At 72.5% G+C, this 24,713-nt stretch carries 27 protein-coding genes; 11 read left to right on the top strand and 16 right to left on the bottom strand.

Features of this window, described 5'->3' with window-relative positions; genetic code table 11:
* The first annotated feature begins 75 nt into the window (after positions 1–75).
* The 3 genes from R6Y94_RS27530 to R6Y94_RS27520 all read left to right on the top strand — a co-directional run bounded on the left by R6Y94_RS27530 (position 76) and on the right by R6Y94_RS27520 (position 2,204).
* Positions 76–825, top strand: coding sequence for a YafY family protein (locus R6Y94_RS27530; protein WP_318398760.1), 750 nt, complete (start codon positions 76–78; stop codon positions 823–825).
* A gap of 95 nt (positions 826–920) precedes the next feature.
* Positions 921–1,376 carry an ester cyclase gene (locus R6Y94_RS27525; protein WP_318398759.1) on the top strand — a complete coding sequence of 152 codons (456 nt, stop codon included), beginning with the start codon at positions 921–923 and terminating at the stop codon, positions 1,374–1,376.
* Positions 1,377–1,577: 201 nt separating this feature from the next.
* Positions 1,578–2,204 carry an NADPH-dependent F420 reductase gene (locus R6Y94_RS27520; RefSeq protein WP_318398758.1) on the top strand — a complete coding sequence of 209 codons (627 nt, stop codon included), beginning with the start codon at positions 1,578–1,580 and terminating at the stop codon, positions 2,202–2,204.
* A 361-nt stretch (positions 2,205–2,565) separates the two neighbouring features.
* Here R6Y94_RS27520 and R6Y94_RS27515 read toward each other — a convergent pair whose 3' ends face one another.
* From R6Y94_RS27515 to R6Y94_RS27490, 6 genes are all read right to left on the bottom strand, one after another.
* Complete coding sequence (locus tag R6Y94_RS27515; RefSeq protein ID WP_318398757.1) at positions 2,566–3,768, bottom strand: AI-2E family transporter; 1,203 nt, start codon at positions 3,766–3,768, stop codon at positions 2,566–2,568.
* 115 nt (positions 3,769–3,883) lie between these two features.
* Entirely contained in the window at positions 3,884–4,816 is a 933-nt protein-coding gene (locus R6Y94_RS27510) for a hypothetical protein (protein ID WP_318398756.1), read from the bottom strand.
* 267 nt (positions 4,817–5,083) lie between these two features.
* Positions 5,084–5,770, bottom strand: a complete 687-nt coding sequence (locus tag R6Y94_RS27505) for a response regulator transcription factor (protein WP_318398755.1) — start codon at positions 5,768–5,770, stop codon at positions 5,084–5,086.
* Positions 5,740–6,894 carry a hypothetical protein gene (locus tag R6Y94_RS27500; protein WP_318398754.1) on the bottom strand — a complete coding sequence of 385 codons (1,155 nt, stop codon included), beginning with the start codon at positions 6,892–6,894 and terminating at the stop codon, positions 5,740–5,742. Before R6Y94_RS27500 ends, R6Y94_RS27505 begins: the two co-directional genes overlap by 31 nt.
* Complete coding sequence (locus R6Y94_RS27495) at positions 6,884–8,116, bottom strand: sensor histidine kinase (RefSeq protein ID WP_318398753.1); 1,233 nt, start codon at positions 8,114–8,116, stop codon at positions 6,884–6,886. Before R6Y94_RS27495 ends, R6Y94_RS27500 begins: the two co-directional genes overlap by 11 nt.
* A 283-nt stretch (positions 8,117–8,399) precedes the next feature.
* The gene (locus tag R6Y94_RS27490) at positions 8,400–9,446 is read right to left on the bottom strand and encodes an SMP-30/gluconolactonase/LRE family protein (protein WP_318398752.1); all 1,047 of its coding nucleotides are present in this window, start codon (positions 9,444–9,446) and stop codon (positions 8,400–8,402) included.
* Positions 9,447–9,762: 316 nt separating this feature from the next.
* Between R6Y94_RS27490 and R6Y94_RS27485 the strand changes: the two genes are divergently transcribed.
* Positions 9,763–10,386 (top strand): DedA family protein, encoded by a 624-nt coding sequence (locus R6Y94_RS27485; RefSeq protein ID WP_318398751.1) that lies wholly within the window; start codon positions 9,763–9,765, stop codon positions 10,384–10,386.
* Positions 10,387–10,406: 20 nt separating this feature from the next.
* Here the strand turns inward: R6Y94_RS27485 and R6Y94_RS27480 are convergent, their stop codons facing one another.
* The 6 genes from R6Y94_RS27480 to R6Y94_RS27455 form a co-directional block, all read right to left on the bottom strand.
* Positions 10,407–10,634 carry a hypothetical protein gene (locus R6Y94_RS27480; protein WP_318398750.1) on the bottom strand — a complete coding sequence of 76 codons (228 nt, stop codon included), beginning with the start codon at positions 10,632–10,634 and terminating at the stop codon, positions 10,407–10,409.
* Positions 10,635–10,720: 86 nt separating this feature from the next.
* A complete protein-coding gene (locus R6Y94_RS27475; RefSeq protein WP_318398749.1) occupies positions 10,721–11,182 on the bottom strand; it encodes a hypothetical protein in 462 nt (153 codons plus the stop codon).
* A gap of 103 nt (positions 11,183–11,285) precedes the next feature.
* Positions 11,286–11,915 carry a LysE family translocator gene (locus R6Y94_RS27470; RefSeq protein WP_318398748.1) on the bottom strand — a complete coding sequence of 210 codons (630 nt, stop codon included), beginning with the start codon at positions 11,913–11,915 and terminating at the stop codon, positions 11,286–11,288.
* A gap of 133 nt (positions 11,916–12,048) precedes the next feature.
* Positions 12,049–12,273 carry a GNAT family N-acetyltransferase gene (locus R6Y94_RS27465; protein WP_318398747.1) on the bottom strand — a complete coding sequence of 75 codons (225 nt, stop codon included), beginning with the start codon at positions 12,271–12,273 and terminating at the stop codon, positions 12,049–12,051.
* Positions 12,274–12,577: 304 nt separating this feature from the next.
* Positions 12,578–12,808 (bottom strand): hypothetical protein, encoded by a 231-nt coding sequence (locus R6Y94_RS27460; RefSeq protein WP_318398746.1) that lies wholly within the window; start codon positions 12,806–12,808, stop codon positions 12,578–12,580.
* A gap of 2 nt (positions 12,809–12,810) precedes the next feature.
* A complete protein-coding gene (locus R6Y94_RS27455; protein ID WP_318398745.1) occupies positions 12,811–13,212 on the bottom strand; it encodes a GntR family transcriptional regulator in 402 nt (133 codons plus the stop codon).
* A gap of 306 nt (positions 13,213–13,518) precedes the next feature.
* Between R6Y94_RS27455 and R6Y94_RS27450 the strand changes: the two genes are divergently transcribed.
* Together R6Y94_RS27450 and R6Y94_RS27445 are read left to right on the top strand one after the other, a co-directional pair.
* Positions 13,519–14,649: a helix-turn-helix transcriptional regulator gene (locus R6Y94_RS27450; RefSeq protein WP_318398744.1), complete on the top strand. Its 1,131-nt coding sequence runs from the start codon at positions 13,519–13,521 to the stop codon at positions 14,647–14,649.
* A gap of 697 nt (positions 14,650–15,346) precedes the next feature.
* Entirely contained in the window at positions 15,347–15,520 is a 174-nt protein-coding gene (locus R6Y94_RS27445) for a hypothetical protein (protein WP_318398743.1), read from the top strand.
* Between the two features lie 398 nt (positions 15,521–15,918).
* On the opposite strand, the gene R6Y94_RS27440 is transcribed toward R6Y94_RS27445, so the two are convergent.
* From R6Y94_RS27440 to R6Y94_RS27425, 4 genes are all read right to left on the bottom strand, one after another.
* Positions 15,919–17,340, bottom strand: coding sequence for an endo-1,4-beta-xylanase (locus R6Y94_RS27440; protein WP_412102898.1), 1,422 nt, complete (start codon positions 17,338–17,340; stop codon positions 15,919–15,921).
* Positions 17,341–18,008: 668 nt separating this feature from the next.
* Entirely contained in the window at positions 18,009–18,563 is a 555-nt protein-coding gene (locus R6Y94_RS27435; protein WP_318398742.1) for a GNAT family N-acetyltransferase, read from the bottom strand.
* Positions 18,564–18,604: 41 nt separating this feature from the next.
* Positions 18,605–19,909 (bottom strand): RNA polymerase sigma factor, encoded by a 1,305-nt coding sequence (locus R6Y94_RS27430; protein WP_318398741.1) that lies wholly within the window; start codon positions 19,907–19,909, stop codon positions 18,605–18,607.
* Between the two features lie 55 nt (positions 19,910–19,964).
* Entirely contained in the window at positions 19,965–20,321 is a 357-nt protein-coding gene (locus R6Y94_RS27425) for a YciI family protein (RefSeq protein ID WP_318398740.1), read from the bottom strand.
* 178 nt (positions 20,322–20,499) lie between these two features.
* Between R6Y94_RS27425 and R6Y94_RS27420 the strand changes: the two genes are divergently transcribed.
* The 5 genes from R6Y94_RS27420 to R6Y94_RS27400 all read left to right on the top strand — a co-directional run bounded on the left by R6Y94_RS27420 (position 20,500) and on the right by R6Y94_RS27400 (position 24,709).
* Positions 20,500–21,330, top strand: coding sequence for an NAD(P)-dependent oxidoreductase (locus R6Y94_RS27420; protein WP_318398739.1), 831 nt, complete (start codon positions 20,500–20,502; stop codon positions 21,328–21,330).
* A gap of 96 nt (positions 21,331–21,426) precedes the next feature.
* On the top strand, positions 21,427–22,035 hold the full coding sequence (locus R6Y94_RS27415; protein WP_318398738.1) for a helix-turn-helix domain-containing protein: 609 nt from the start codon (positions 21,427–21,429) through the stop codon (positions 22,033–22,035).
* Between the two features lie 31 nt (positions 22,036–22,066).
* Positions 22,067–22,825, top strand: coding sequence for an SRPBCC domain-containing protein (locus R6Y94_RS27410; protein ID WP_318398737.1), 759 nt, complete (start codon positions 22,067–22,069; stop codon positions 22,823–22,825).
* Positions 22,826–22,970: 145 nt separating this feature from the next.
* Complete coding sequence (locus tag R6Y94_RS27405; RefSeq protein ID WP_318398736.1) at positions 22,971–23,177, top strand: hypothetical protein; 207 nt, start codon at positions 22,971–22,973, stop codon at positions 23,175–23,177.
* Positions 23,174–24,709: a multicopper oxidase family protein gene (locus R6Y94_RS27400; protein ID WP_318398735.1), complete on the top strand. Its 1,536-nt coding sequence runs from the start codon at positions 23,174–23,176 to the stop codon at positions 24,707–24,709. The genes R6Y94_RS27405 and R6Y94_RS27400 overlap by 4 nt, the downstream gene beginning before the upstream one ends.
* Positions 24,710–24,713 lie beyond the last annotated feature (4 nt).

Below are 24,713 nucleotides of genomic sequence, written 5' to 3'. Positions count from 1 at the left end.
GAGCGGCGGCTCCTGACCGGCCCGGCCGGTGCGCGAGCCGCCGGAAACGTCGTACCGGACCGGTAGTTTTGGCAGGTGAACCGTACCGATCGGCTTTATGCCCTGGTGGAGGAGTTGCGCGCGGTCGCACCCCGACCGCGCAGCGCACGCTGGCTCGCCGACCGATTCGAGGTCGACGCGCGCACGATCAGGCGGGACATCGGCGCCCTACAGGAGTCCGGCGTGCCCATCTACCCCGAGTTGGGCCGGGGCGGCGGCTACGTGCTGGACCGGGCCTACACCCTGCCGCCGGTGAACATCACCCCGCGCGAGGCGATCGCCGCCGCCGTCGCGCTGGAGACGATGGCCGACACCCCGTTCCTCGACGCGGCGCGCTCGGTGCTGCACAAGATCCTTGCGGTGATGCCACCCTCCGGTGTGGAGGCGGTGGCCGAGCTGGCCGGCCGGATCAGGCTGGCGGAGCTGGAGCCGGCGGGGGTGCCCGCCCGCCAGGTGCTCCGGACCGCCGGTGACGCGTTGCTCAGCCGCACCGTGCTGGCGATCGAATACGTGGACCGCAACGGTGCCACCTCGCACCGGCTGATCGAGCCGGTGGAGCTGCTCGGCGCCGGCCGGCAGTGGTATCTGGTCGGTTGGTGCCGGCTGCGGCAGGAGGTGCGCGGGTTCCGGCTGGACCGGATGCGCCGCGCGGCGCCGACCAACGAGACCGCGCCGCCCCGGTCGATCGAGCCCGCCTGGCAGGGTGGGCTGGACGTGCCGGCGACCCGGCTGCAACTGCCCGGACGAGCGGATTCGTCGAGAAAAGCGGACAGGATGCTGTCCTGACCAGCGCCGAGAATGGTGGGTGACGAGGCCGGCGCGGTGCCGCCGACGCGATCGGCGGACCGGGCCGGATCACCGCCCACGGGAGGACTCTCGCGATGACCATCAACACCAACCACAGCTCGGCCGCGGTCCCCGTCGACTCCCGGCCGATGCTCTGGCAGAACTGGATGGCGCTGCGCAACGGCGACCGGTCGCTCGTCGAGGAGATCCTCGCGCCCACGGTTCTCGCCCACCTGCCGGTGCCCGGCGGGTCGCCGGAGCAGGTCCGGGGCCGCCAGGCGCTGCTGGCCTGGGTCTCCGGCCGGCACGCCGGCTGCCCGGACGCGCGGCTCACCGTCGAGGTCGGCCCGATCATCGGGCCTGACCTGATCGCCGGTCGCTGGCAGCTCACCCGGGCCGGCGACGACCCGGGCGGCCTCTGTCCGCACCGGATCATCGTGGCCTGCTCCGGCGTCGACATCCTGCGGGTCGACGGCGACCGGATCGTCGAGTACTGGAGCCACGACGACAGCGTCCAGTTGGACCGCTGCCTGACCTACAGCGCCGCGTAGTAACGGCCCGGTGGCGGGGCGGGACGGTTTATCCCTGGCCCGCCGCCGGCCCTCCCCCAACTCCGACCTCGGCTTGATCGTCATCTGCCCCCTCCCTCGGGCGGCCTGGCCGGCCCATGCCCGCCGGTCCGGGCGCGGGAACGGGCGTTTGCCGGGTGGCCGGTCGGGTAGCCCCGCCCAGGCGGTGGAAGGGGGAGGACCGTGCGGATCGGCATCGTGGGCACCGGGCACGTCGGTGGCACCCTGGCCCGGTTGTTCACCAAGGCGGGCCACGAGCTGGCGGTGGCCAACTCACGCGGGCCCGACACGCTCCGTGGGCTCGCCGACGAGCTGGGCGAGCGGGTGCATCCGGCGACCGTGGCAGAGGCGGCCCGGTTCGGCGACCTGGTGGTGGTCTCGGTACCCGTCGGCCGGTACGCCGAACTGCCCGCCGAGCCGATGAGCGGCAAGACGGTGATCGACACCGGAAACTACTACCCGGAGCGGGACGGCCACCTGCCCGAGCTCGACCAGGACCGGACCACCTCCAGCGAGCTGCTCCAGCGGCACCTGTCGGACGCGCACGTGGTGAAGGCGTTCAACACGATGCGCTGGGACCACCTGCGCGAGTACGGGCGGCAGTCGTCGGCGCAGCGCCGTTACGGCATTCCGGTCTCCGGCGACGACGTCGGCGCGAAACGGCAGGTCTCCGACTTGATCGAGCAGGTCGGGTACGAGCCGGTGGACGCCGGCCGGCTGGCCGAGGGGCGCCGGCACCAGCCCGGTACCCCGGTCTATCTCGCCGACCTGGACGGCGCCGAACTGCACAGCCGGCTCGGCGCGCCGTAACCGCGCGGCACGACGTCGGGTCTGTCCGACTGTCCGGGCAAGGACAACCGGCTGCGCACACTGTCGAGCTGCCCCGCCTGTGCGCCCACTCGCCGTCGAGCTGCCCCGCCCGCCGATCGGTGCCCCTCGTCGAGCTGCCCCGCTTGCCGATCGGTGCCCCTCGTCGAGCTGCCCCGCCCGCCGATCGGTGCCCCGTCGGGTTGTCGTTCCCGGCCGTCGAGCTGCGCCGCCCGCCGGTCGGCGAGCCGGGACCGTGTCCCGGCTGTGCACCCAGCTCGACAGTCTCCGCACCGGGATCTCCCGACCGGGACCGCCCGGCCGCCCCGCCCCAGCCAGGACCATCTGCGGCGAAGGAATCGGATCAGCTCTCCGACCGGTCCCGGCCAGCGTCACCGGGCGTCGAGCCCGTCGAGCCTGCCGCGTCCTCCTCGTCACCCGACGCGTCCGGGTCGTCGCCCTCACTTCGGTCGTTGTTGCCGGCCCGGGCCCGCCGGTCCGTCGCCACGGTGTTGACCACGTTGTAGAGCACGGCGGCGATCGGCACCGCGACGAAGGCGCCGACGATGCCGCCGAGCAGTGTGCCGGCGGTGACCACCAGCAGCACCACCACCGGATGCAGTCGTACCTGCCGCTTCATGATCAGCGGTTCGAGCAGGTTCCCCTCCGTCTGCTGTACGGCGATCACCGCCGCCAGCACCAGTAGCGCGGTGGTCGGCCCCTTCGCGGCCAGCGCGACGAGTACCGCGACGCTCCCGGCGACGGTGGCGCCGATGATCGGTACGAAGCCGCCGAGGAACGTGATCACCGCCAGCGGCAGCGCCAGCGGAACGCGGAGGATCACCAGGGCGGTCCCGATGCCGATCGCGTCGATCGCGGCGATCATCATCGTGCCCCGGGTGTACGCGCCCAACGTGTGCCAGCCGGCCCGACCGGCCGCGGCCGTCCGGGCCCGGGACCGCTCGGCTACCCGGTCCAGCATCCACCGCCACATCGCGCGGCCATCCTTCAACAGGAAGAACAGCAGCACCAGGACCAACAGCAGGCCGCCGACCGCCTCGGCCACGGTGGCCGCACCGCTGACCGGGTCGGGCGCCGACTTCTGGATCCCGGTCATGGCCTGCCGGGTCCACTTGTCGAGCTGCTGCTCGCTGATCGGCAACGCGCCGGTGAGGAAGTTCCGGGTACGCTCCAGCCCCTGGTCGAGCTGCTTGGCCAGGTCGGAGAACTGGTCGGCGGTCAGCCGCCAGATCAGCAGTACGGCGCCGCCGAGCAGCCCCAGCAGCAGCAGTACGGCGGTCAGCGCGGCCAGCGCGGGCGGGAAGCGGTGCCGCCGCAGCCGGCTCGCCACCGGATCGAGCAACGCGGCCAGGAACAGGGTGGCCGCGAGTGCGATGCTCAGCGGTGCGAGTCGGGTGGCGATCTGCGCCAGGACGTACGCCCCGGCGGTGATGACGAGCAGGCAGGCGCTGGCCAGCACCGCCCAGCGCACCAACCAGGGGAGACGGTCCAGTAGCTGGCTGGGGCGCCCACCGTACCCGTTCGACCGGTCGGCCGCGTTGCCCATGTCCGCCTCCTGTCGACCTCGGCGTCACGGGTACCCGCCCGATGCCCGGGCGACACCTGCCGCTGTGGGTCGATCTGTTCGGTTGCGGGGGCGTTGGGCCGCCCGACCGGTCCGGTCAGGAGGCGGAGCCCGGCTGCCGTTCCGACCAGCGGGCCGGCGGGACCCCGGGCAACCGGCCCGGTGCCCCCGAGTTCCGGCCCGACAGCGGCAGGTTCCGACCGGGCGCCGGCGAACCCGCGCCCGGTGTCGACGAGTTTCCGGTCGGCGGGGCGGAACTCCGGCTCGGCGCCGGCGCGTTCCGGCGGCGCAGCGAGCGACGGTAGTAGTCGTCCCGGTGCGCGAACTCGACCGGCAGCGAGCCGGGCAGGTCGACGCCGCGCCGGGGATCGGCGAGGGCGTCGGCGTGCAGCGCCAGCCCGGCGCGGGCGAGCAGCGCGTCCCACTCCGGCGGAGCCAGTTCCACCATGGCCGGGTTGGCGAGCCGGAACCTGGCCACCGCCCGCCGGATCACGGTGGCCAACCGCCGTACGCTCTGCGGCGAGTCGAGCGGGCCGCCGGAGAGGGCGAGCGCCGGCCGGCCGCTCGCACGTACCGCGTCGCAGACCACGAGCAGGCGCTCGGTGATGGCGTCCGGATCGGCGTCCAGACCGGTGCCGGAGGAGAGGATACGGAGCCCGGCAGGCCACTGCCAGCGGATCTGCCCGGTCACCACCCGACTGCTGAGCGGTCCGGTCCGGCGCCGGTGCCGCGGATCGGCCTGGAACCCGGGCGCCGGTCCAATATGGCAGTCCACGCAGACGTACGTCAGCCGCCGGTCGGTGACGGTCACCTCGGCCGGCCGGGGCAGCGACCAGGCCAGCTCGTCCGGCCCGGTGCCGGGGGCGAGCAGGTATCCGGCGACCTCGACCCGGTCGCGCCACAACACCCGCTCGTCGGTGTCCAGCACCAGCCGGCGGTGCCAGTCGAGCCGGGGGAAGTAGGTGTCGTCCTGGTCCGGATCGTCGAAGCGGTGCGGCCGGATGAAGAACGGGGACGCGTTCTCGGTCATGGGGGAGGGCCTCCCGGGTACGGGACGTCGTACCTCCTAGGCTGGCGGACTTCCGATCCGCTGTCACGACGGTTGTTGGGGGGTCGGACGCTCGGCTGACCCGTGCACGGCCGTTGGGCGGCGGACATTGGATCTACGGCCCCTGCGGCGGCCGGAGAATCAGGGCGGGGAGCCGGAAACTGCCGCTCCAGTGCGGCGAGCGGTCGGGGCGGCCAGGGTGCGGCGAGCGGTCGGGGCGGCCAGGGTGCGGCGAGCGGACCCGGCCGGTCAGTTGCCGATCTCGTCGGCCCGGACGAGGCCGTCCTCGATGGCCCGGGCCAGCAGTGCGGCCTTGGTCGCGGCCGGCCGGCCCGCCCGGGCGTACTTGATCCGAGCCCGGTCCACGTACTGCTTGACGGTGTGCTCGCTGATGTTCATCCGGCGCGCCACCGACGCCTTCGACATCGACTGGAACCAGAGCAGCAGCGCCTCGCGTTCCTTGTCGGACAGCACGGGCCGGCCGGTACGCCGGTCACCGACGATCGCACCGGCCAGCGCCGGCGGCACGTACGGCCGGTCGCTCGCCGCCGCCAGCACGGTGTCCACACAGTGCTCCCGGCCCTCCTGCTTGGCCAGGAAGGCGACCGCGCCGGCGTCCAGTACGGCCAGGATGGTGTCGGAGTCGCTGTGTTCGGAGTAGACCACCACCCGGCGGCCGGCGCCGCTCAACTCGGCCACCTTGTCGATCGCCATCCGGCCGCGCAGCCGCAGGTCGAGCAGGATCACGTCGGCCGGCGGCTGGTCGGCGGCGAGTACCCGGTCCGGGTCCTCACCGGTCGCCACCACCGCCAACCGTGGCTCGGCGGCCAGCCACGAGCGGATCCCCTCGATGACCACCGGGTGGTCGTCGACGATCGCGACCGTGATCCGCGATCCTTCCGGGGTCACGCCGCCCGCCACCGGGTCTGCACCCATACCAGTTCCTCGTTCTCCTCGTAGACGTACTCGACCTCGCCGCCGGGGAGGTCGTCGCCGGCCCTCCCGATGGTGTCACCGGGGCCGGCTGGCTCAGATGTGATCATCGACGTGCCGGGTGTGGTCAGGCTCACCACGACCTCGTCGGGCTGGCCGACCACGGTCAGCCGGGCCCACCGGGTCGCGGCGGCCAGGGTCGTGGTCAGCGGTTCGGCGAGCTGCCGGCGGATCTCCACCGGCAGCGGTGGCAGCGTGCCGACGGCCACGAAGTCGACCGGCAGGCCGTTGCGTTCCACCACGTCGACACAGGCGCGCAACTCGTGCAGCAGCGGATCCGGCACGTCGTCCGACTCGGCGATCAGCCGGCGCAGCCGGGACGCCTCAAGGGCGCAGCGGCGCTGCACGGCCGGATCCGCCGGATCGGCCCGCCCCTGGGCGAGGTCGGTCAGGATGGCCCCGGCGGTCCGGTCCAGCGCGGCGAGCCGGTCCCGGCGGGTCTGGTGCATCCGGCCGGCGACGGCCCGCTCGGTCTCGATCGCCGTCCGGGCCGCCGCGGCCCGGGCGGTGCTGCCGGCAAGGGTGCCGAGCAGGTTGACCGCGATCATCATCGCGATCGGCAGCGTCGCGTTGCCGTAGACGGCCATCGCGTACCGGCTCAGGTCCGCGGCGCCGCCGCCGCGCAGCGCGAGTACCCCGGCCAGGGCGATCGCCGCGCCGACCGCCAGCACCGCGACCAGGGCCGGGATCCGCCGACCCCAGAGCAGGAGTACGACGAACCAGCCCAGGGTCGCCCAGCCGAAGTTGGCGGAGTCGAAGACCAGTGACCCCGGTACGCAGGCGAAGACAGCCACGTCGACCAGGAGCAGTACCCCGACCAGCGGCCGGGTCGGCGAGGGCGCGCCGCGCAGCAGGTTGACCGCGGCGATCACACCCACCGTGCTGAAGACCAGCCAGCCGGCGCCGACGACCCAGGGCAGCCGGTATTGCTGCCAACTGCCGAGCACCGCCGGCAGGTTGATGGCGAGGTGCCAGCCGAACGCGATCACCACCGCCGCGATCCGGGGACCCCGCTCGACGGTGGCGGTGACGGTGCCCGCCGCACCGCCGGCCAGGTCAGTGGACATCCGACCACTCCAGCCGGATCCGGGTACCCCGACCGGGCGCGGACGAGATCTCGGCCCGGCCACCGACCGTCGCCATCCGGCCGTGCACGGACTCCCGCAGGCCGTACCGGTGCCGGGGGACCGCGTCCGGGTCGAAGCCGGGGCCGTCGTCGACCACCTCGACCGCGACGGTGTCGCCGCTGCGGCACAGCCGCACCGAGGCGCTGGCCCCGGGAGCGTGCCGGAGCACATTGGACAGTGCCTCGCCGGTGCTGTGGGTGACCGCCTCGGCGACCGGGGCCGGCACCGCGCACGGCTCCAGCGCCGCGCTGGCCCGCAACTCCGGCAGCCGGCCGAGCAGCGTGCGCAGCCGCTCGTCGAGGGCGATCAGCCGGACCTCGCCGGCCGGCTCCATGCCGGCCGCCGGAGGGCCGCCGGCCAGGCCGGCCAGGGTACGCAGGTCGGCGGCGGCCCGCTCGCGCAGCAGCGGCGACCGCTCGGTGACCGCGCCGAGGCCGACCACGGTGAGGGTGGAGAGCACGGTGTCGTGCAGGTCGCGGTTCTGTTGCCGCTCCGCGGCCCGGGCGGCCCGGGCGGTCAGGGCGGCCCGGGCGGTCTCCTGGTAGGCCGCGAAGGCGGCGTCGGCGAGCCGGCTGCTGCGCCGGGCCACCCCGGCGAGGGCGGCCGCGGAGCCGGTCTGCACGGCGAGGGTGATGGTGTGCCCGATTGCCTCGGTGTCGTCGCCGGCCAGGTGCGCGCCGATCCCGTACGCGGCGGCCACCAGCAGCCCGGCCGGGACCGAGCGGGTGGCCGGCAGGATGAACTGGGCGACGATCACCGAGGTGCTGGCCTGGATCGCCACCCAGCTCACCTCGCCGGGCAGTACCTCGGCGGCGACCAGGTCCCGGATCAGCAGGCAGGTGCCGACGGTGAGCAGGATGTCGCCGGCCATCGCGGGCGCCGACCGGTGCCACCGGACCACCAGGGCCGCGAAGAGCACCGACCAGACGGTCAGCAGGCTCACCACCACGACGAGCAGCGGGGTGGAGACCGGCGGGGTACGCACCGCGAGTGCCGGCACCGCACAGGCGATCCCGCAGGTGAGCCGGAGCAGGGCCGGAAAGAGCGTGTAGACCCAGCTCAGCGCGCTGGCCGCCGGCATCTCGGTGACGGTCGGCGCCGGGTCGACCGGACCGGTGGGTCCGACCGGGGAGGAGCCGGCGGTGGCGGGGGAGACAGACATGTGTGCCCGACCTCCCGTCGCTCCGCCGCCGCGGCAGCGCGTCCGAACCGGACCGCACCCCTACGTATCGAAGGCGAACAATAGCAGAGGCATAACGGCTGGTTTGTCCCAGATCGCAGGTGGGTTACCGGCCGCCTCCACCCGAGGGGCCGTCGGACCGCCCGGCACGACCCGACCACCGAACGGGGGTCACGGTGACGGCCGGACGGGGGTCAGTGTGACAGCCGTACGGGGGTCAGCGCGACCCGTACCGGGGGCCGGGCCCGCCGTACGGGTCGCGGGATCAGGCGTGGTCGTTCGCGGGTGGTACCGCGTCGACCGGCATCCGGTAGATCCACACCGGGTAGTCGACGCTGGAGGTGCCACCGGCAAGTCCCGGAGTGCGGTTGAGCTGAGCCGCCGGGATCCAGAGCTGGCCGGTGCCGTCGAGCCAGAGCGCGTCGCCCCAGATCAGCCGGGGATCGGCGACCAGGGTCTCGATCCGGCGATCGAGGTCGATCGCCAGGATGCGTCGCCGGTCCACGTCGCTCAGATAGATCACCCCGGCCGCGTCGATCGCGGTGCCGCCGGTGGTCGGGGTGTCCACCCACGGCTCGACCTGACGGGCGACGACCTCCGGCGGGATTCCCGGGTCGTCGAGGCAGCGCGTCTCGATCCGGTGCAGCGGCCCGGAGGCGGGCTGGTAGTAGAGGTAGCGCCCGTCCGGCGAGACCTCCAACTGGTCGGCGTGGATCCGCAGTTCCCGGCCGTGCGCGTCGCGGAGCATCTCCCCGTCGGCCCGTAGCGGGCGGCGCGCGACGGTGCTGGCGTGCCCGTCGAGTACCCGGCGGCACGCTCCGGTCGCCAGGTCCAGCACGATCAGCCCGGGGGCGCCGGCGTCGGTCAGGTAGCCCATCCGGCCGTTGAACCGGACGTCGTCGACGTAGCTGTTCGGTCGCAGCGCCGGGCCGAGGTCGTAGCTCCGGACCACCGTCGCGGAGTCCAACTCCACGACTATCAGCCGTGGACCTCCGGGTACGGCCGGCAGGCCGGGGCCGGGGCTGCCGGAGTCGACGATCCAGAGGTTGCCGTCCGGCCCGATCCGCAGCCCGTTCACGTGTACGAAGGCGCCCTCGGGATCGAGGTCGTCGCGTACCTCGTTCCAGGTCGCGTCGGGATAGGGGATGATCCGGCCGTCCGAGACCACCTCGCCGACCTGGATCCCGGGTCCGTCGGCGGACGGGAAGCTCACGAAGACCCGGCCGTCGCCGGTGGTGGTCACGCCGGTCCAGACCCGGTCGGTGGCGGCCACCGGGCGCAGCCGGGGATTCTCCTGGATGGTGGGGCGCACGCCGCCGAGCCTATCGCCGGACAAGCCCCGGAAAGTCCCTTTCGTTGCAGCTCAATGCAGCCCGGCGATGCCGGCTGCCCGAGGGGCCCCGGGTCGTGGCAGTCGGGAGTCGGCCTCGCTAGTCGGGGTATTTGCGGCGTTTCGGGTCATCTCCTCGGGCACGATGGCCGGGTGGAGTTCGCCCCGGCCGAAACGCCCGCCCGCCGCCGGCCCATCGGTGCGGTGGGGTGCGGGGTACTCCGCCACCTGCCCGGCGGCGACCGAAGCCGTGACGCCGGCCGGTCGGCTGCCGGTACCGGCTGACGGGCGGCCCGGGGTGGACAGCGTCATCGACACCCTCAGCGCACTCTCCGGCTGGGCGGCGCTGTTGGTGGTCGGTGGGCTCGCCTTCGGCGAGTCCGCCGCCTTCGTCGGGCTGTTCCTGCCCGGCGAGACCGCGCTGCTGCTGGGGGGAGCGCTCGCCGCGACCGGCCGGGTGAGCCTGCCGGCGATGGTCGTGGTCTCCACCGTCGCCGCCATCGCCGGAGACAGCGTCGGATACGAGATCGGTCGCTGGACCGGCCCGCCGCTGCGGCGCAGCCGTCCCGGGCGCTGGGTCGGCGAGGAGCGCTGGAGCCGCGCCGAGCGGTTCGTGGCCCGGCACGGACCGCTGGCCGTGCTGCTGGGACGGTGGGTAGGCGTGCTCCGGACCCTGGTGCCGGCGCTGGCCGGAATGAACCGGATGCCGTACCGCCGATTCCTGCTCTTCAACGCCCTCGGCGGCGCGGCCTGGGCGACCGCCGTGGTGATGGTCGGCTATCTGGCCGGCGCCTCCTGGCGGCGGATCGAGAACCACCTCGGCGAGGCCGGTGCCGGCCTCGCCGCGCTGGTGGTGCTCTGCCTCGGGGCGTGGTGGCTGATCCGGCGACGGCGCCGCGCGCGGCGCGGGGCCCGACCGTGACCGGGCGGGCGTCGCCGCGGTCAGCGGGCCCCGACGGGTACGTCGATGATGCTGGCCAGCAACTCCTGGGCCCGGCGGGCCCGGTCCATGTCCTCCCGCTGAATGCGGTCGATGAACTGCCGGATGTCGTCGTGTCCCTCGGCGTCGCTCTTGTACTGCTCGTAGACCTGACCGCCCTTGAGGGCGTGGTACTGGATCGACACGAGGTCGTAGACGATGTTGTCGGCGTGACCGTGCACCTTACCCATTGCGGTCTCCCTCCCTCGGTTGCCGTTGTCGGCTACCCGGTCACCGGCCATTGATTCCACCGACCGGTACCTCCCCGGCGGGCGGGTCAGTCGGCGTGCGGCCAGGGCGACGCGGCCACCACGGCGCCGTAGAGCAGGTGGTCGGCGAGCAGCGCCCACCGCTCCCGGCCACCGTGCCGGCGCTCGTCGATGCCGAGCAGCGGAGCGAGGCCCGCCTCGAAGACGGCCCAGAAGGCGAAGCCGTACGCCGGGCCGGCCCAGCCCTGCCGTCGCACCGATCGGGGCAGCAGTCCGAAGAGCATCCCGCCGCCGGCACCGTAGGCCCAGTGGACCAACTCGATCAGGGCCTGCCGGCGGTCCACCGGAATCCGCCGGAACAGGCTGGGCTCGGTCTGCCGCAGCACCTCCTCGGGCGGGGTACGCCGGACCAGCCCGAGGCCGGTGGTCACCTGCCGGACGCCGGACATCGCCATCGCGGCGAACGCTCCCCGGATGGCGCCCCGGATCGCCGCCGCCTGGGCCGCGTGCGACCGGTGTGGATCTGTCACCTGGGCTCCTCTCCGTGCCGGGCGAGCCGTACACTGCCTCGCTGCTACCCGGGCGCGGCTCCGGGAAACCCGAAACCACGGTCGGAACTTCACGGACGGCCGCTCACCGCTCGACGGCGAGCCGTACCCCGAGGCCGATGAAGATGCCGCCGGTCGCGGCGTCGATCCGGCGGCGTACGGTGGCCCGCCGGCGCAGCCAGCCGCCGATCCGTCCGGCGAACACCCCGACGGCGCCGTCGACCAGGAACTCCAGGCCGATCAGGATGGCGCCGAGGATCGCGAACTGCAGCCAGACCCGCCCCAGCTCCGGATTGACGAACTGGGGGAGGAACGCGATCGTGAAGGTGACCATCTTCGGGTTGAGCAGGTTCGTCAGCAGCCCACTCAGGTACGCCTTCCGGCCAGACAGCCCGCCGCCGGTCGGCAGCTCGGCCCGGGCGTCCCGGCGCCGCCGGATCAACTGCACCCCGAGATAGATCAGGTAGCCGGCGCCGATGATCCGGACCACCGCGAACGCGGTCGGCGCCGCCGCGAAGAGGGCGACGAGCCCGGCCGCTGCCACGGCCACGTGCACCGCCTCGCTGGTCGCCACCCCGGCGGTGGCGAGCAGTCCGGCGCGGGACCCGCCGCGCATTCCGCAGCCCAGCACGAAGAGCATGTCCGGCCCGGGCGTGACCATGGCGACGATCGTGGTCAGGGTGAACGCCAGCAGCAGGTGTTGATCGATCGGCATCCGGTGATCGTCGCAGCCGTGCCACGGCGACGTCGCAGGGTTTTCGCCGCTGTGCCCTCCGGACCGGCGACAACACCGGAGTCGACGGCGCGGCGCCCTGCGTCCGGCGCGCGTCCCGCCCGCCCTTCAACAATCAGTGGATCGGTAACGGCAGCACGAGTAGATCCATGGCGGGGCCCCAGGGCAGATGTGAGGTGTCGACCTTCCGCCAGCCGGCCCGTTCGTAGAGGCGTCGGGCAACGGAGCGTGGGTCGGATGCGAGGGTTGCCCAGGTCTCGGGGCGGTCAGCGAGGAGTCGACGCATCAGCTCGGCCCCGATGCCCTGCCGGCGGCGGTCGGGGTGGACGATCCATTCCATGACCGCAAGCTTGGCCGCCGCCAGCACCTCCGGAGCTGCGGCGTCGGCACGCGACCACCACACGCCGGCCGGCATAGTCAGCCATAGGCGGCACGATCAGATCCGGACCGTCCTCGGCGGCAACCAGGGCGAAGCCGGGCCGCGCGGACTCCTCAGGAAGCTTTGCCGCGAATCCGGCCACCTCGTCCGGTCCCTCCTCGTACGGCGGCTCCGCGTACACGACGCCGTACAGCTCGACGAGGTCCGGGAACAACGGCATAGCGGACGGGCCGTCGAGACGGCGGTAGGTGACCACCGTCGAAGGCTACGTCCGGATGGTCGGGATGCGGGCTTCCAGTTCGGCGACATCCGAGCGGGCGGTCCCCGGCGGCACCACGGCGACCACCTGGTGGGCAACCTCGTGCAGCAGTTCGTTGTGTTGATCGGCGGGCAGGGCATCGAGCAGCTCGGCGGCGTGTCGTAGCCCGTCGGAGACGTGCCCGGACTGGATCAGGCATGAGGCGCGTCGCGATTCACTGGGTGTGAGGCCGCGCATCACTAGGCGAAGGTCAAGACAGTCCGTTCGGCGCTGAGGACCCGTGACCGGCCACCGATGGTAACGATCAGGACGGGTACGCCCTCGGGAATGTCGAGGGAGGCTCGCTCCTCCGGGCTCGGCATCCGGGCGACGACCTGCGATCCACGTTGCACCCGGACCGGCTCCCGTTCGACCTGCTCGCGTACCTGCGTGCCGTGTCCCGGCGCGGCGTCGATGAGGCCCTCCCGACGGAGTTCTGCCACCGCGCGGCGGACGGTGCCTCTTTCGACTCCGTATTCGTGGCTGAGCCTGGCCTCGGGCGGAAGCAGCGTCCCGGGCAACCACTCGCCGGACGTGATCCGTGCTCGCAGCTCGGCAGCGAGCTGGCGATGGCGCGGAACGCCGGAGTGGGGATCGAGCACAGACCGGACGCTACGAGCAACGGAACGAACATCCGCTGGTGCGGTTAATCGAATGTACGAACAATAGTTCTTGACGTTGGCGGACGAGGAGTGGTGCGGGCCCTTGCCCCCTCGACACCCTCGCGGAATCTTCGCGGTAGCAGCGACCGACGACACGGCGTACCGTCGATTTCACCGGTCCGATCCGGTGCGGGAACGCCGCCGCACCCTTTGTAGGAGGGGCACCGTGGGACGTGACTACATCGGTCTACGCATCGCACGCTGGCGCGACATCGCACCCTGACGCAGCAGGAACTGGCCGACACTGTGGGCATCAGCCGCGAGCACCTTTCGCGCGTGGAGAACGGGCACAAGCCGGTCACCGATCGGCGACTGCTCTACGCGTTCGCGACCGCGCTCGGCGTCTCTGTCACGGACCTCACCGGCCAGCCCACCCAGCCGCAGACCCGAGACGATCTTGTCATCTATTCTGCCGTCCCAGCGCTGCGCGGTGCTCTCGACGACGACCCCGAGGACACCTCACCAATCACGCCGAAGGTCCTGGCCGCCGAGGTCGATCGGGCCATGGCCGCCCGGATGGCATGTGACTACCAGACCCTCGCCGCACTCCTGCCGCCCCTGGTCATGGACGCTCGGCGGCTGGCCAGCGTCAGCGGCGACGACGGCCGGACCGGTCTCGATCTGCTGGTGCGGGCTACGGTCTGCGCGTCGCTGACCGTCAAACCGTTCGGTCACATCGACCTCGCCGCGAGGCTCGTCGAACGCGCCCAGGCCGCCGCTGACCAGTTGGACGAACCGGCTCTTACCGCAGCGGCGGCCTTCGCCTCGTCGCAAACCGCGTTGACGAGTGGCACTGTCGGCGGCCGACGCCGGTCCCTCGCCATCGCCGCCCGAGCCGCTGACCAGGTTGGTGACGTCGGCGGTGACGAGGCGGTGTCCTGGTACGGGATGCTGCACCTCCAAGCGGCGCTCTCCGCCGCCACGCTCGGCCAAACCGACGCGGCCAGCGCCCATCACGGCGAGGCGGAGCAAGCTGCCGGCCGGGCCGGTGCCGACCCGTGGCGGATGGAACTGACGCCGGCCAACGTCGGCGTGTGGCGCGTAGCCGAGGCACTGGAGGACGAGCCCGGTCGTGCGCCGGAGTACGCCCGACGGGTCGACCGGACAGGGCTGCGGACTCGTCAACGGCTCGCCCACCTGTATATCTCCTGCGGACGAGGCTGGTATCAGGCTGGCCACCCGGACAAGGCAGTGGCTCAGTTTCTCGCGGCTGACGAGGTGTCCCCGGCCGAGCTGCGGTCGCGGCCGAGCGTGCGGGAGATCGTCGGCCAAATTGTCAGGGATGCCCGCCGGCAGGGCGGCGTCGAGTTGCGGGAGCTGGCGGTTCGAGTGGGTGTTGACCCGTTGGACCCGGATGCCGACGCCGGGTCCATGTAGAGGACCGCAAGATCGGCGATCTTGAGAACGGTGTGACCATGTGGTCACACCGTTCGTGTTTCTGCCCACTTACGGTCCGTCATGGACGCGGCGGACACCGATCTCCGTCAGCACTCTCCGGTCCGGTTGCGCGCCGCGTCCGCCCGCCCCCAGTAGCCCCGGGCGGCGCCCACCAGGCGGGTGTGGCGGTCGGTGCCGGGGAGGGCCCGGCCGTCACCCCTCAGGGCACGAGGGAGGCCCAGATTGTTCAGGTGGTGGACGCGGTGGCATGGCCGGCGGGCGGAACGCCGCGCCGCCCCGCAGATCTTGGCCGCCGCCCGACTTGACGACGCGGCCGAGCAGCGGGCGGCCCGAGAACGGGTTTTGAGGCTGGTCAGTGCCTACTACGACGAGCGCGGCCAGGCTGTCCGTGAACGGGCCCGAGCTGCCTGGGCTACTGAGACCCGTTGGGACGGACAGCCCATCATCACGACGGGTCAGCGACGGCAGTACCGGCGGTTGCCGTGAACGTCGTTTTCCGGCTTGTCGACCTCGTCCTCGACGTCCTAGCGTGGCTGGTCGAGCAGTTGCACGGGTGCGCGACTACCGGCGGGAGGACGGTCGCTGGCGCCGAGTGGACGGGCCGGACCGGTGAGCGGCGGGATCGCTGGGGACTGGAGCCCGGCCTTGGCGTACGCCACCGCGGACCGTGCGTCAGGTGCACGGTCGGGGCGGCCGTTGCCTGAACTGCACCCGGCGGGGCTGCCCGGTCGACATCTGGGCGGCTGAGGTGCTGCGACGCGGGGTAGTGGTCCGGATTCTGCTCTCCGGTCTGCTGCCGGATGACGCGACGATCGACGACATCCGGGCCGCCTTGGAGCACATCGGATGACCGCCGACCTGATGGTGGACCCCTCGGCGGTCTGTATGCCGTGCTGGCTCGCGGCCCGGCCGCCGGTGACCGTCGGCCCGCATGGCTGCCCCGGCTCTGTGATTGTCGCCTACGGCGGCGTGCCGTCCGTGAAGCCGTGTACCTGCCTGGTGTGCTGGCCCGACGGGCCGCCGCCGGCACCCGAGACACCCTTCCGGTTAGCCTTTCCGGGAGGGTGGGGTGCCGCCGTTGCAGCGGCGCCCCCGGTCCGGACGGCAATCCGGGCCGGGGCGACTGCAACATCTCCGCCGTTACAACGACGAAACTCTCGCGTGGGCGGAGCCGAACGAGAGACGGCCGGACGCGCCGGTACGGAGCACCGGGAGGTCCTCCGTACCGGCGGTGTCGTACCGGGCCGGTTAGCTGGCGCTACAGGTGGGTGACATTCCTGAGCCGCTGCCTGACCCCTGGAAGCCGAACTCGGTCGACTGTCCGGCGGCTATCCGGCCGTTGTAGCTCACGTTGGTGAACGTGACCGCGCCGCTGCTGCCACTTCGGTTCGCGTTCCAGGCGTTGGTGACACTCGCGCCGGACGGCAGGTTCACCCCTACCGACCAGCCGTTGGTGCCCGACGATCCGGCGGTGACCCGTACCGTTGCCACGAAGCCACCGGTCCAGGAGTTCAGCGACACCGTCGCGGAACAGCCGCCCGGTCCCTGCGTCGGCGGGGTCGTCGGCGGGTTGGTCGGGTTGCCGGTCGGCGGGGTCGTGGGCGGGTTGGTCGGGGTGACGCCGTTGTTCAGCGCGCTGAGCGTCGCGTCGTACGCCGGCTTCTTGTTGCCGTTGCAGTCGAACAGCAGCGGGGTGCCACCGCTACGCCACGAGTCGCAGTCCCGCACGCCCCAGACGGTGATGCCCGTGCACCGGGCGACGGCGAGGCAGTCGTTCACCACGTTGCGGTAGGTGTTCGCCTGGGTGGTGCCGGAACCCTCGATGTCCAGCTCGGTGATCTGGACGTCGACGCCGAGCGCCGCGAAGCTGGAGAGCGTGGTGCGGTAGTTGCTCGGGTACGGCGAACCGCTGTTGAAGTGCGACTGGAGGCCGACGCAGTCGATCGGTACGCCGCGCTGCTTGAAGTCCTGCACCATCCGGTACACCGCCTGGGTCTTGTCCCAGGTCCAGTTGTCGGTGTTGTAGTCGTTGTAGCAGAGCTTGGCGTTCGGGTCCGCGGCCCGGGCGGCTCGGAAGGCGGCCTCGATCCAGTCGTTGCCGGTGCGCTGGAGGTTGGAGTCGCGGCGGGCGCCGCCGTTGCCGTCGGCGAACGCCTCGTTCACCACGTCCCAGGAGTCGATCTTGCCGGCGTAGTAGCTGGCGACCTGGGTGACGTGGTTCAGCATCGCCTGCCGCAGCGCGCTGCCGGACATGTTCTGCATCCAGCCGGGCTGCTGCTGGTGCCAGGCCAGGGTGTGGCCCCGGACCTTCCAGCCCCGGCTGATCGCGTGGTTGACGATCCGGTCCGCGTTGGTGAAGGTGAACTGGTTCTGCTGCGGCTCGGTTGCGTCGATCTTCATTTCGTTCTCGGGCGTGGCCTGGTTGAACTCGCGGTTCAGCACCGTGCTGTAGGTGCTGTCGCTGAGTTTGTTCGCTGCCACGGCCGCGCCGAAGTAGCGGCCGCCCCGCTCCGCCGCCGACGCGCCGAGCGTCGTCGCGGCGTTGGCGGAGCCGGCGAAGGTGAGGGCCGCACCGGCGGCGAGGACGCCGACGGCGAGTGAGACCAGTGCGGCGCGCGGGCCGGGTCTCGCCATCAGGCGTCTGGGGTCAGGGACGGTCTTGTCGCTCATGGCTTGTTGCCTCTCGGGTCCGGAAGGGGATGGTGTGGGTGTGTCGCCGACGCACCCGTCCGCTGCGGTGCCGGCTCGACGGACGGTGTCGTGGGGATGAGCGACCCCGGGCGCCCGTGCCCGGACGACCTCGGCGAGCCCGGCGCAGAGATCGGCGTGCTGACTCGTGCGGTGGTCGGCGAGCGATGACCACGGCACTCGGCGCCAGCGGGGCACTAGCCCGTCTCACGGGCATGGGACTCCGTTCAGGGGGCGGTCAACCTTACGCTGTATCGACGGGACTCGATTTCAGGAGGTTAACGGAAAGATTCCGAAACTTCAATCGGCCCCACTCTAATCGCATTGGCGCAGGTAAGGATATGGATAGCTTCCACTGGTCTTTCGAAGGTCGCCAGATCCAGGTCTAATCCCTGGTCAAGAGTGACTGGCCGGGCGACGCCTTGTGGGATTTGGTCGAGGACCGGACGACCGAAACTTTTCGAGACGGGTGCATCGCCGGCATCGTCCGCAGTGAGTGGTATTCGCCGATAGCGATGGATGGTGCCGGATCGTGTTGTTCTCACCGGCCTGGATGGCGGCGGTACTCGCGGACCGGCCGGAGCCGTGGCGACAGCGGCCCACCGACCGGCCGTGGCGACAGCGGCCCACCGGCCGGCCGGGGGGGCGGGTCAGCGCCGGAGTTCGTTGGCGAGCGCCGCGTAGACGTACTCGCTGCCCCAGCGTCCCGCGTAGAAGTCGTTCTCCACCAGGTGCGCCTCGCGGCGCATCCCCAGGCGCTCGCAGACCCGGACCGATCCGGTGTTCTCGGTGTCGAGCCGGGCGAAGAGCCGGTGTACGCCCAGCCGCGCGAAGGCCACCGCCGCCAGGCACCGGGCCGCCTCGGTGGCGTAGCCCCGCCCCTCGTGTGCCGGATGCAGGATCCAGCCGATCTCGGCCTGCGCCGCACCCGGATTGTCGAGGGTGAGGACCACCTCGCCGACGATGCCCGGTGACCCGCGCCGGCACACCGCCAGGACGATCCGGTCGCCTTTCCGTTCCCACCGGGTGGCGTCGGCGACCTGGGCGATGACCCGGGCGCACTGCTTCCGGTCGCGCGGCGGCCGGTAGAGGTAGCGCGCCACGCTCGGCAGCCCCTGGTAGGCGTACATCTCGTCCACGTCGTCCGGGGTGAACAACCGCAGTACGAGGCGGTCCGTGCGCAGCGGCAGCGGTTCGAGCGGCATGGGTACTCCGGACGGCGGGACGGCGGAGGTCCGACCCTACGTCACCGCCGGTCCGGCTCGTCGGAGTTTTCCGGGTCGGAGTCCCCGAGGCCCTCGCCGGCGACCTCCGCGAGCCGCCGCCGCAGGAACGCCCGCTCCGGCTCGTTGCCGACCAGCTCCAGCGCCCGACGGTACGCCGTCGCGGCCTCCCCGGTGCGACCCAGTCGACGCAGCAGGTCCGCCCGGGCGGCGGGCAGCAGGTGGTAGCCGGCCAGCCGCCCGTCCGCGTCGAGCGCGTCGAGCAGCGACAACCCGGCGGCCGGACCGTCCCGCAGCGCGACCGCCACCGCCCGGTTCAGTTCCACCAGCGGCGACGGCGCCACCCGGGCCAGTACGTCGTAGAGCGCGACCACCTGCGGCCAGTCCGTACCGGCCACGTCTGGTGCCTCGCCGTGCAGCGCGGCGATCGCGGCCTGCACCGCGTACGGCCCGGGGCGGCGGGTCAGCGCCCCGGGCACGAGTCGACGACCCTCCGCGATCCGGTCGTGGTCCCAAAGCGTGCGGTCCTGCTCGTCGAGGAGGACCAGGTCGCCCCCGGCGGTGCACCGGGCGGCCCGGCGCGCGTCGACCAGGAGCAGCAGGGCGAGCAGCCCGGTGACCTCCGGTTCCCGGGGCAGCAGCCGGTGCAGGATCCGAGCCAGCCGGATCGCCTCGTCCGCCAGGTCGGCCCGGACGAGCTGGGGACCGCTGCTCGCCGCGTACCCCTCGGTGAAGATCAGGTAGACCACCCGGAGTACCCCGGGGAGCCGGGCCGGCAGCTCGGCGACATCCGGTACCCGGAACGGGATCCGGGCGGCCCGGATCTTCTTCTTCGCCCGGCCGATCCGCTGGGCCATCGTCGTTACCGGCACCAGGAACGTCCGGGCCACCTCGGCCGTGCTGAGCCCGGCCAGGCAGCGCAGGGTCAACGCGATCTGCGCCTCGGCGGGTAGCGCGGGATGGCAGCAGGTGAAGAAGAGCCGCAGCCGATCGTCCGGCAGGTCACCGTCGCCGTTCGGGGCGGGCGCGGCAGGCTCGTCCCGGACGGCCTCGGCCTGGAGTACGGCCAGCCGGGCCGCGTAGGCGCGGTCCCGGCGGAGCCGGTCGACGGCCCGGTGCCGGGCGGTGGTGAGCAGCCAGGCCGCCGGACGGGTCGGTACACCCTGCACCGGCCAGTGCAGCAGGGCCGCCTCGATCGCGTCCGAGGCGACCTCCTCGGCCAGGTCCAGGTCGCCGAAGTGTCGGACCAGACTGGCGAGCAGCCGGCCGTGCTCCTCCCGGAACACCCGCTCCACGGTGTCGACGGTCGGCTGCTCACCACCGGACACGGCTATTCGCCCCCGGTCACCTTCGCCAGGGTCCCGGCTGGTCGCCGCCCCCCGTTCACGGCTGCTCGAACTCCATGATGGGCCGAATCTCGATCTTGCCGCGCAGCGCGCCGGGGCAGCGGGCGGCCCAGCCGATGGCGGCGTCCAGGTCCGGCAGGTCGACCAGGTAGTAGCCGCCGAGAATCTCCCGGGTCTCCGCGAACGGCCCGTCCGTGGCGGTGTGCCCGCCGTCCCCGCCGACCTGCACCGTCGTGGCGGTCTCGGTGCCCTGCAACGCCTGGCTGTCGAGCAGGGCGCCCGCGTCGGCGAGCAGTTTGTCGTACCCCCAGTACGCGTCGATCTCCGCCTGGATCGCCTCCGGCTCGGTCGGGTCCCGGGTCGGGTCGCCGTAGATCAGGAACAGGTACTTCACGCCGATCTCCTCCGTCTTTTCTGCCGGCGTCCGGCTGCGGGTGTCGCCGGCTTCCTCCGGATCGTCGCGCGGCGCACTGCCGCACAGCATGACGACGAACGGCCCCGGCCGGGAACGACAGCCGGCGCCAACTTTTCTCCGACCTGCTTCGGGGCGTACTCCGGCGGAGAATGGCGGGATGCGCATTGCGGTGACCGGCGGCGCCGGTACGGTCGGGCGGTCGGTGGTCGGCCACGCGCTGGCCGAGGGCCACACGGTGGTGGAGATCGACCGGCCGTCGGCCCCGGCTGCCGGCACCGACCGCCCGGCCGGGCCGGTACGCCGACCGGCCGACGTGACCGACTATCCGGCACTGCTCCGGGCGCTGGACGGCTGCGAGGCGCTGGTGCACCTGGCGGCGTATCCGAAGCCGTGGGACGAGCCCGACCACGTGGTGCACAACCACAACGTCACCGCCAGCTACAACGCGCTGCGGGCCGCCGCCGAACTCGAAATCGCCCGGGTGTGCCTCGCCTCCAGCGTCAACGCCATCGGCGGCGGTTACAGCCGGAAGCCGCGCTTCGACTACTTCCCACTGGACGAGCGGCACCCGAGCTACAACGAGGACCCGTACAGCCTGTCGAAGTGGCTCGGCGAGGTCCAGGCGGACAGCTTCGCCCGCCGGTACGGGAAGCTGAGCATCGCCAGCCTGCGGCTGCACGCGGTGACGCCGGCCCGGCCGGCCGGCCGGGCCGAGTGGCGGGACTCGGACCTCGCCGTGCGGGACCTGTGGGGGTACACCCTGGCCCGGCCGGCGGCCCGGGCCTGCCTGCTGGCTCTCACCGCCGACTTCGCGGGCCACCAGGTCTGCTACGTGGTCGCCCCGAAGACCACCTCCGGCATCCCCAGCGAGGAGCTGCGCCGCGAGTACTACCCGGAGGTGCCGGTCCGCGGCGAGCTGCGCGGCAACCAGGGGTTCTTCGACTGCACAAAGGCGGAGCGGCTGCTCGGCTGGCGCCACGACGAGTAGCGCTCGCGTGGACCTACCTCCGGGCGGTCCGGCGAGGCATCTGCCGACAGCTCGGTTTTTCTTGACAAGAAGAGTTGTCGGTGGCAGGCTTGCCGCATGTTCGACATCGCAGTGATCGAGGATCCGGCGGCGGCCGAGGCGTCGCTCGACCCGATCCGGGCGCGCCTGCTGGCCGAGCTGGCCGAGCCGGCGTCCGCCACGATGCTCGCGGCCCGGGTCGGCCTGGCCCGGCAGAAGGTCAACTACCACCTCCGGGCGCTCGAGCAGCACGGGCTGATCGAGCTGGTCGAGGAACGCCGCAAGGGCAACGTCACCGAACGGGTGATGCGGGCGACCGCGGCGTCCTACGTGATCTCTCCCTTGGCGCTCTCCGCCGTGCGGCCGAACCCGCGCCAGTCCCCGGACCGGCTGTCGGCGCGGTGGCTGCTGGCGGTTGCCGCCCGGCTCGTCCAGGACGTGGGTGCGCTGATCACCGGCGCGGACCGGGCCGACAGGCGGGTCGCGACGTTCGCGATCGACGCCCAGGTGCGGTTCGCATCGGCGGCCGACCGGGCCGCGTTCGCCGAGGAGCTGGCCGGTGCGGTCAGCAGGCTGGTCGGCAGGTACCACGACGAGTCCGCGCCCGGCGGCCGTGACCACCGCGTGGTGGTCGCGCTGCACCCGCACGTCCCGCCGGACCAGGAGCGCACCGGCACGACGGACTAGGACGCACGTCAGCGAATTGGAGAGTTCTACCGTGGGACACGAATTCGAGCTGCGCAAGGAGATCGAACTGGCCGCGACGCCGGAGCAGGTCTGGGCGGCGATCGCCACCGGCCCCGGCATCGACTCATGGTTCATGGGCCACACCGAGGTGGACCCCCGCGAGGGCGGGCGGAACACCTTCACCATGGCCGGACAGACCGAGGAGTCGACGGTGACGGCCTGGGAACCCGGCAAGCGGTTCGGGTACGGCACCGAGCCCGGCCCGGACGGCACCTTCATGGCGATCGAATACCTGATCGAGGGGCGCGACCAGGGCAGCACGGTGCTGCACCTGGTGCAGAGCGGCGTGCTCGGCGACAACTGGGAGAGCGAGTACGAGGCGATGCAGGCCGGCTGGGACATGTACCTGGGCACCCTGGCCGCGTACGTGCGGCACTTCCCGGGCCGGCACGGCAGCACGGTCGCCGCGTTCCGGCCCGGTGCCGGCGAGCCGGACCAGGTCTGGGCGGCCGTGGCGGGGGCGTTCGGCATCTCCGGCCAGATCACCGAGGGCGCGCCGGTCCGGCTCACCCTCGACGGCCTGCCGCCGGTCGAGGGCGTCGTCGACCTCACCGGCCTGCCCACCTGTTTCGGGGTACGCACCGACGACGCCCTCTACCGGTTCCTGCACTCCGGCACCGACCGGGGCAGCGTGCTGGTCCTCGGCCATCACCTCTTCGGCGCCGACGTGGACCAGTCCCGGGCCGAGCGGGCCTGGCAGGACTGGGTCGCCCAGCTTCCCGTCGGCTGACCGGGTCGGCAGGGGTGCCCACACCGGGGCCCCTGCCGGCACCCCGGTCCCCGACGCCGGGTCGGGGTCGTACACCGGGTGGAGTACGGATTTCGACTCCGCTCGGCAGACGCCCGCCGGTACCCCGGCTACCTAGCGTCGGGGCATGGCTGAACGACGTCTGCTCTGGGTCGGCTTGGTGGTGGCCCTGGTCGGGCTCACCTTCAATCTCGGCTGGTTCTTCGTCCCGCCGCACGTCTGGTTCGACGACCCCGGTCTGGTACCGATGCCCGAGGCGCTGCTCGGCTGGTGGGTGATGGTCATCGGGGTCGTACTCGTGCTCTGGAGCCTGCGGCCCCGGAGCCGGCGGTGATCACCCGGCGCAGGCTGCTCGGCTGGCTCGGCGCCGGCACCGGCCTGCTCGTCGCCCCGGCCGCCGGATTCGCCGGCTACCTCTGGGCGGAGTCCGGGCGGAGCAACGTCGGCACCCTGTCGTTCCGCAACCGGCTGCCCATCCCGCCGCTGCTGTCGCCCAGTGTCGACGCCGACCGGCGCAAGCGGTTCCGCCTCACCCTCGGGCAGGGCCGCACCGAACTGCTCCCCGGGACCAGCACCACCACCTGGGGCGCGAACGGGCCGATCCTCGGGCCGACGCTGCGGGCCCGGCCCGGTGACCGGGTGGCGGTCGACGTGACCAACAACCTGCCCGAGACCACCTCGCTGCACTGGCACGGCATGCACCTGCCGGCGGTGATGGACGGCGGCCCGCACCAGCCGATCGCGCCGGGCCGGACCTGGCAGCCGTACTGGACGGTCGAGCAGCGGGCGGCGACCCTCTGGTACCACCCGCACCTGCACCGGCGCACCGCGGCGCACGTCTATCGCGGGGTGGCCGGCCTGTTCCTGGTCGACGACGACGAGGCCGACGCGCTGCCACTGCCCCGCCGGTACGGCGTGGACGACATCCCGCTGATCCTCCAGGACCGCAAGCTGGACGACGACGGCGTGCTCGACGAGTCCGGCCTGGAGTTCGGCGGGTTCTCCGTCACCGGCCTGCTCGGCGACCGGATCCTGGTCAACGGCGGCTACGACCCGCACCTGGAGGTCGGCGACGAACTGGTCCGGTTCCGGCTGCTGAACGGCGCGAACGCCCGGGTCTTCTCCATCGGGTTCGCCGACGACCGGGAGTTCTCGCTGGTGGCCACCGACCTGGGGCTGCGGGACGCGCCGCTGCCGCTGCGCCGGCTGATGCTCTCGCCGGGCGAACGCGCCGAGATCGTCGTGCGGTTCCGGCCCGGCGAGCAGGTGCTGCTGCGTGGCTTCCCGGCACCGATGGGCGGCAACGTGCTGATCCGGCGACTGGCCGGCGGCGCCGACACCTTCGACCTGGTGAAGATCGTCGCGGCGCCGGTGCTGCGGCCGTCGCCCGCGTTGCCGTCCCGGCTGGCCGCCGCGCCACCGGTGCCCGGGCCGACCGGGGGCGAGCCGTACCGGATGACGATGGGGGACTTCCGGTTCGACGAGCGGGCGCACGATCCGATCCGGATCGACCGGGTGGTCCGGGCCGGCTCGGTGGAGACCTGGGAGATCGGCAACACCGGAGGGATCCCGCACAACTTCCACCTGCACGGCGCGGCGTTCCACCTGCTCGACGTGGACGGGCGGCCGCCGGCACCGCACCTGGCAGGCGAGAAGGACACCGTGTACGTGCCGCCGGGCGGCCGGGTCCGGCTCGCCGTACGGTTCCTGGCGCACTCGGACGTGCGGGCACCGTACATGTTCCACTGCCACCTGCTCGCCCACGAGGACGCCGGCATGATGGGACAATTCATTGCCGTCTCGGCCCGGGACGAACCCCGGGTGCCGGCCGACCTCGCCGGCGCGCATCCGGGGCACGGGAAGTGAGGTC

This window comes from Plantactinospora sp. KLBMP9567, assembly GCF_033446045.1.
Lineage (GTDB): Bacteria > Actinomycetota > Actinomycetes > Mycobacteriales > Micromonosporaceae > Plantactinospora.
The sequence above is the reverse complement of the archived record's forward strand: the minus strand, read 5'-3'. Positions and strand labels throughout refer to the sequence as shown.

Excerpts from the sequence above, each read along its gene's own strand:
- R6Y94_RS27525 (WP_318398759.1), top strand. The coding sequence starts at position 921 with ATGACCATCAACACCAACCACAGCTCGGCCGCGGTCCCCGTCGACTCC.
- R6Y94_RS27515 (WP_318398757.1), bottom strand. The coding sequence starts at position 3,768 with ATGGGCAACGCGGCCGACCGGTCGAACGGGTACGGTGGGCGCCCCAGC.
- R6Y94_RS27510 (WP_318398756.1), bottom strand. The coding sequence starts at position 4,816 with ATGACCGAGAACGCGTCCCCGTTCTTCATCCGGCCGCACCGCTTCGAC.
- R6Y94_RS27505 (WP_318398755.1), bottom strand. The coding sequence starts at position 5,770 with ATGGGTGCAGACCCGGTGGCGGGCGGCGTGACCCCGGAAGGATCGCGG.
- R6Y94_RS27500 (WP_318398754.1), bottom strand. The coding sequence starts at position 6,894 with ATGTCCACTGACCTGGCCGGCGGTGCGGCGGGCACCGTCACCGCCACC.
- R6Y94_RS27495 (WP_318398753.1), bottom strand. The coding sequence starts at position 8,116 with ATGTCTGTCTCCCCCGCCACCGCCGGCTCCTCCCCGGTCGGACCCACC.
- R6Y94_RS27480 (WP_318398750.1), bottom strand. The coding sequence starts at position 10,634 with ATGGGTAAGGTGCACGGTCACGCCGACAACATCGTCTACGACCTCGTG.
- R6Y94_RS27470 (WP_318398748.1), bottom strand. The coding sequence starts at position 11,915 with ATGCCGATCGATCAACACCTGCTGCTGGCGTTCACCCTGACCACGATC.
- R6Y94_RS27465 (WP_318398747.1), bottom strand. The coding sequence starts at position 12,273 with ATGGAATGGATCGTCCACCCCGACCGCCGCCGGCAGGGCATCGGGGCC.
- R6Y94_RS27460 (WP_318398746.1), bottom strand. The coding sequence starts at position 12,808 with ATGCGCGGCCTCACACCCAGTGAATCGCGACGCGCCTCATGCCTGATC.
- R6Y94_RS27440 (WP_412102898.1), bottom strand. The coding sequence starts at position 17,340 with ATGAGCGACAAGACCGTCCCTGACCCCAGACGCCTGATGGCGAGACCC.
- R6Y94_RS27435 (WP_318398742.1), bottom strand. The coding sequence starts at position 18,563 with ATGCCGCTCGAACCGCTGCCGCTGCGCACGGACCGCCTCGTACTGCGG.
- R6Y94_RS27420 (WP_318398739.1), top strand. The coding sequence starts at position 20,500 with ATGCGCATTGCGGTGACCGGCGGCGCCGGTACGGTCGGGCGGTCGGTG.
- R6Y94_RS27415 (WP_318398738.1), top strand. The coding sequence starts at position 21,427 with ATGTTCGACATCGCAGTGATCGAGGATCCGGCGGCGGCCGAGGCGTCG.
- R6Y94_RS27405 (WP_318398736.1), top strand. The coding sequence starts at position 22,971 with ATGGCTGAACGACGTCTGCTCTGGGTCGGCTTGGTGGTGGCCCTGGTC.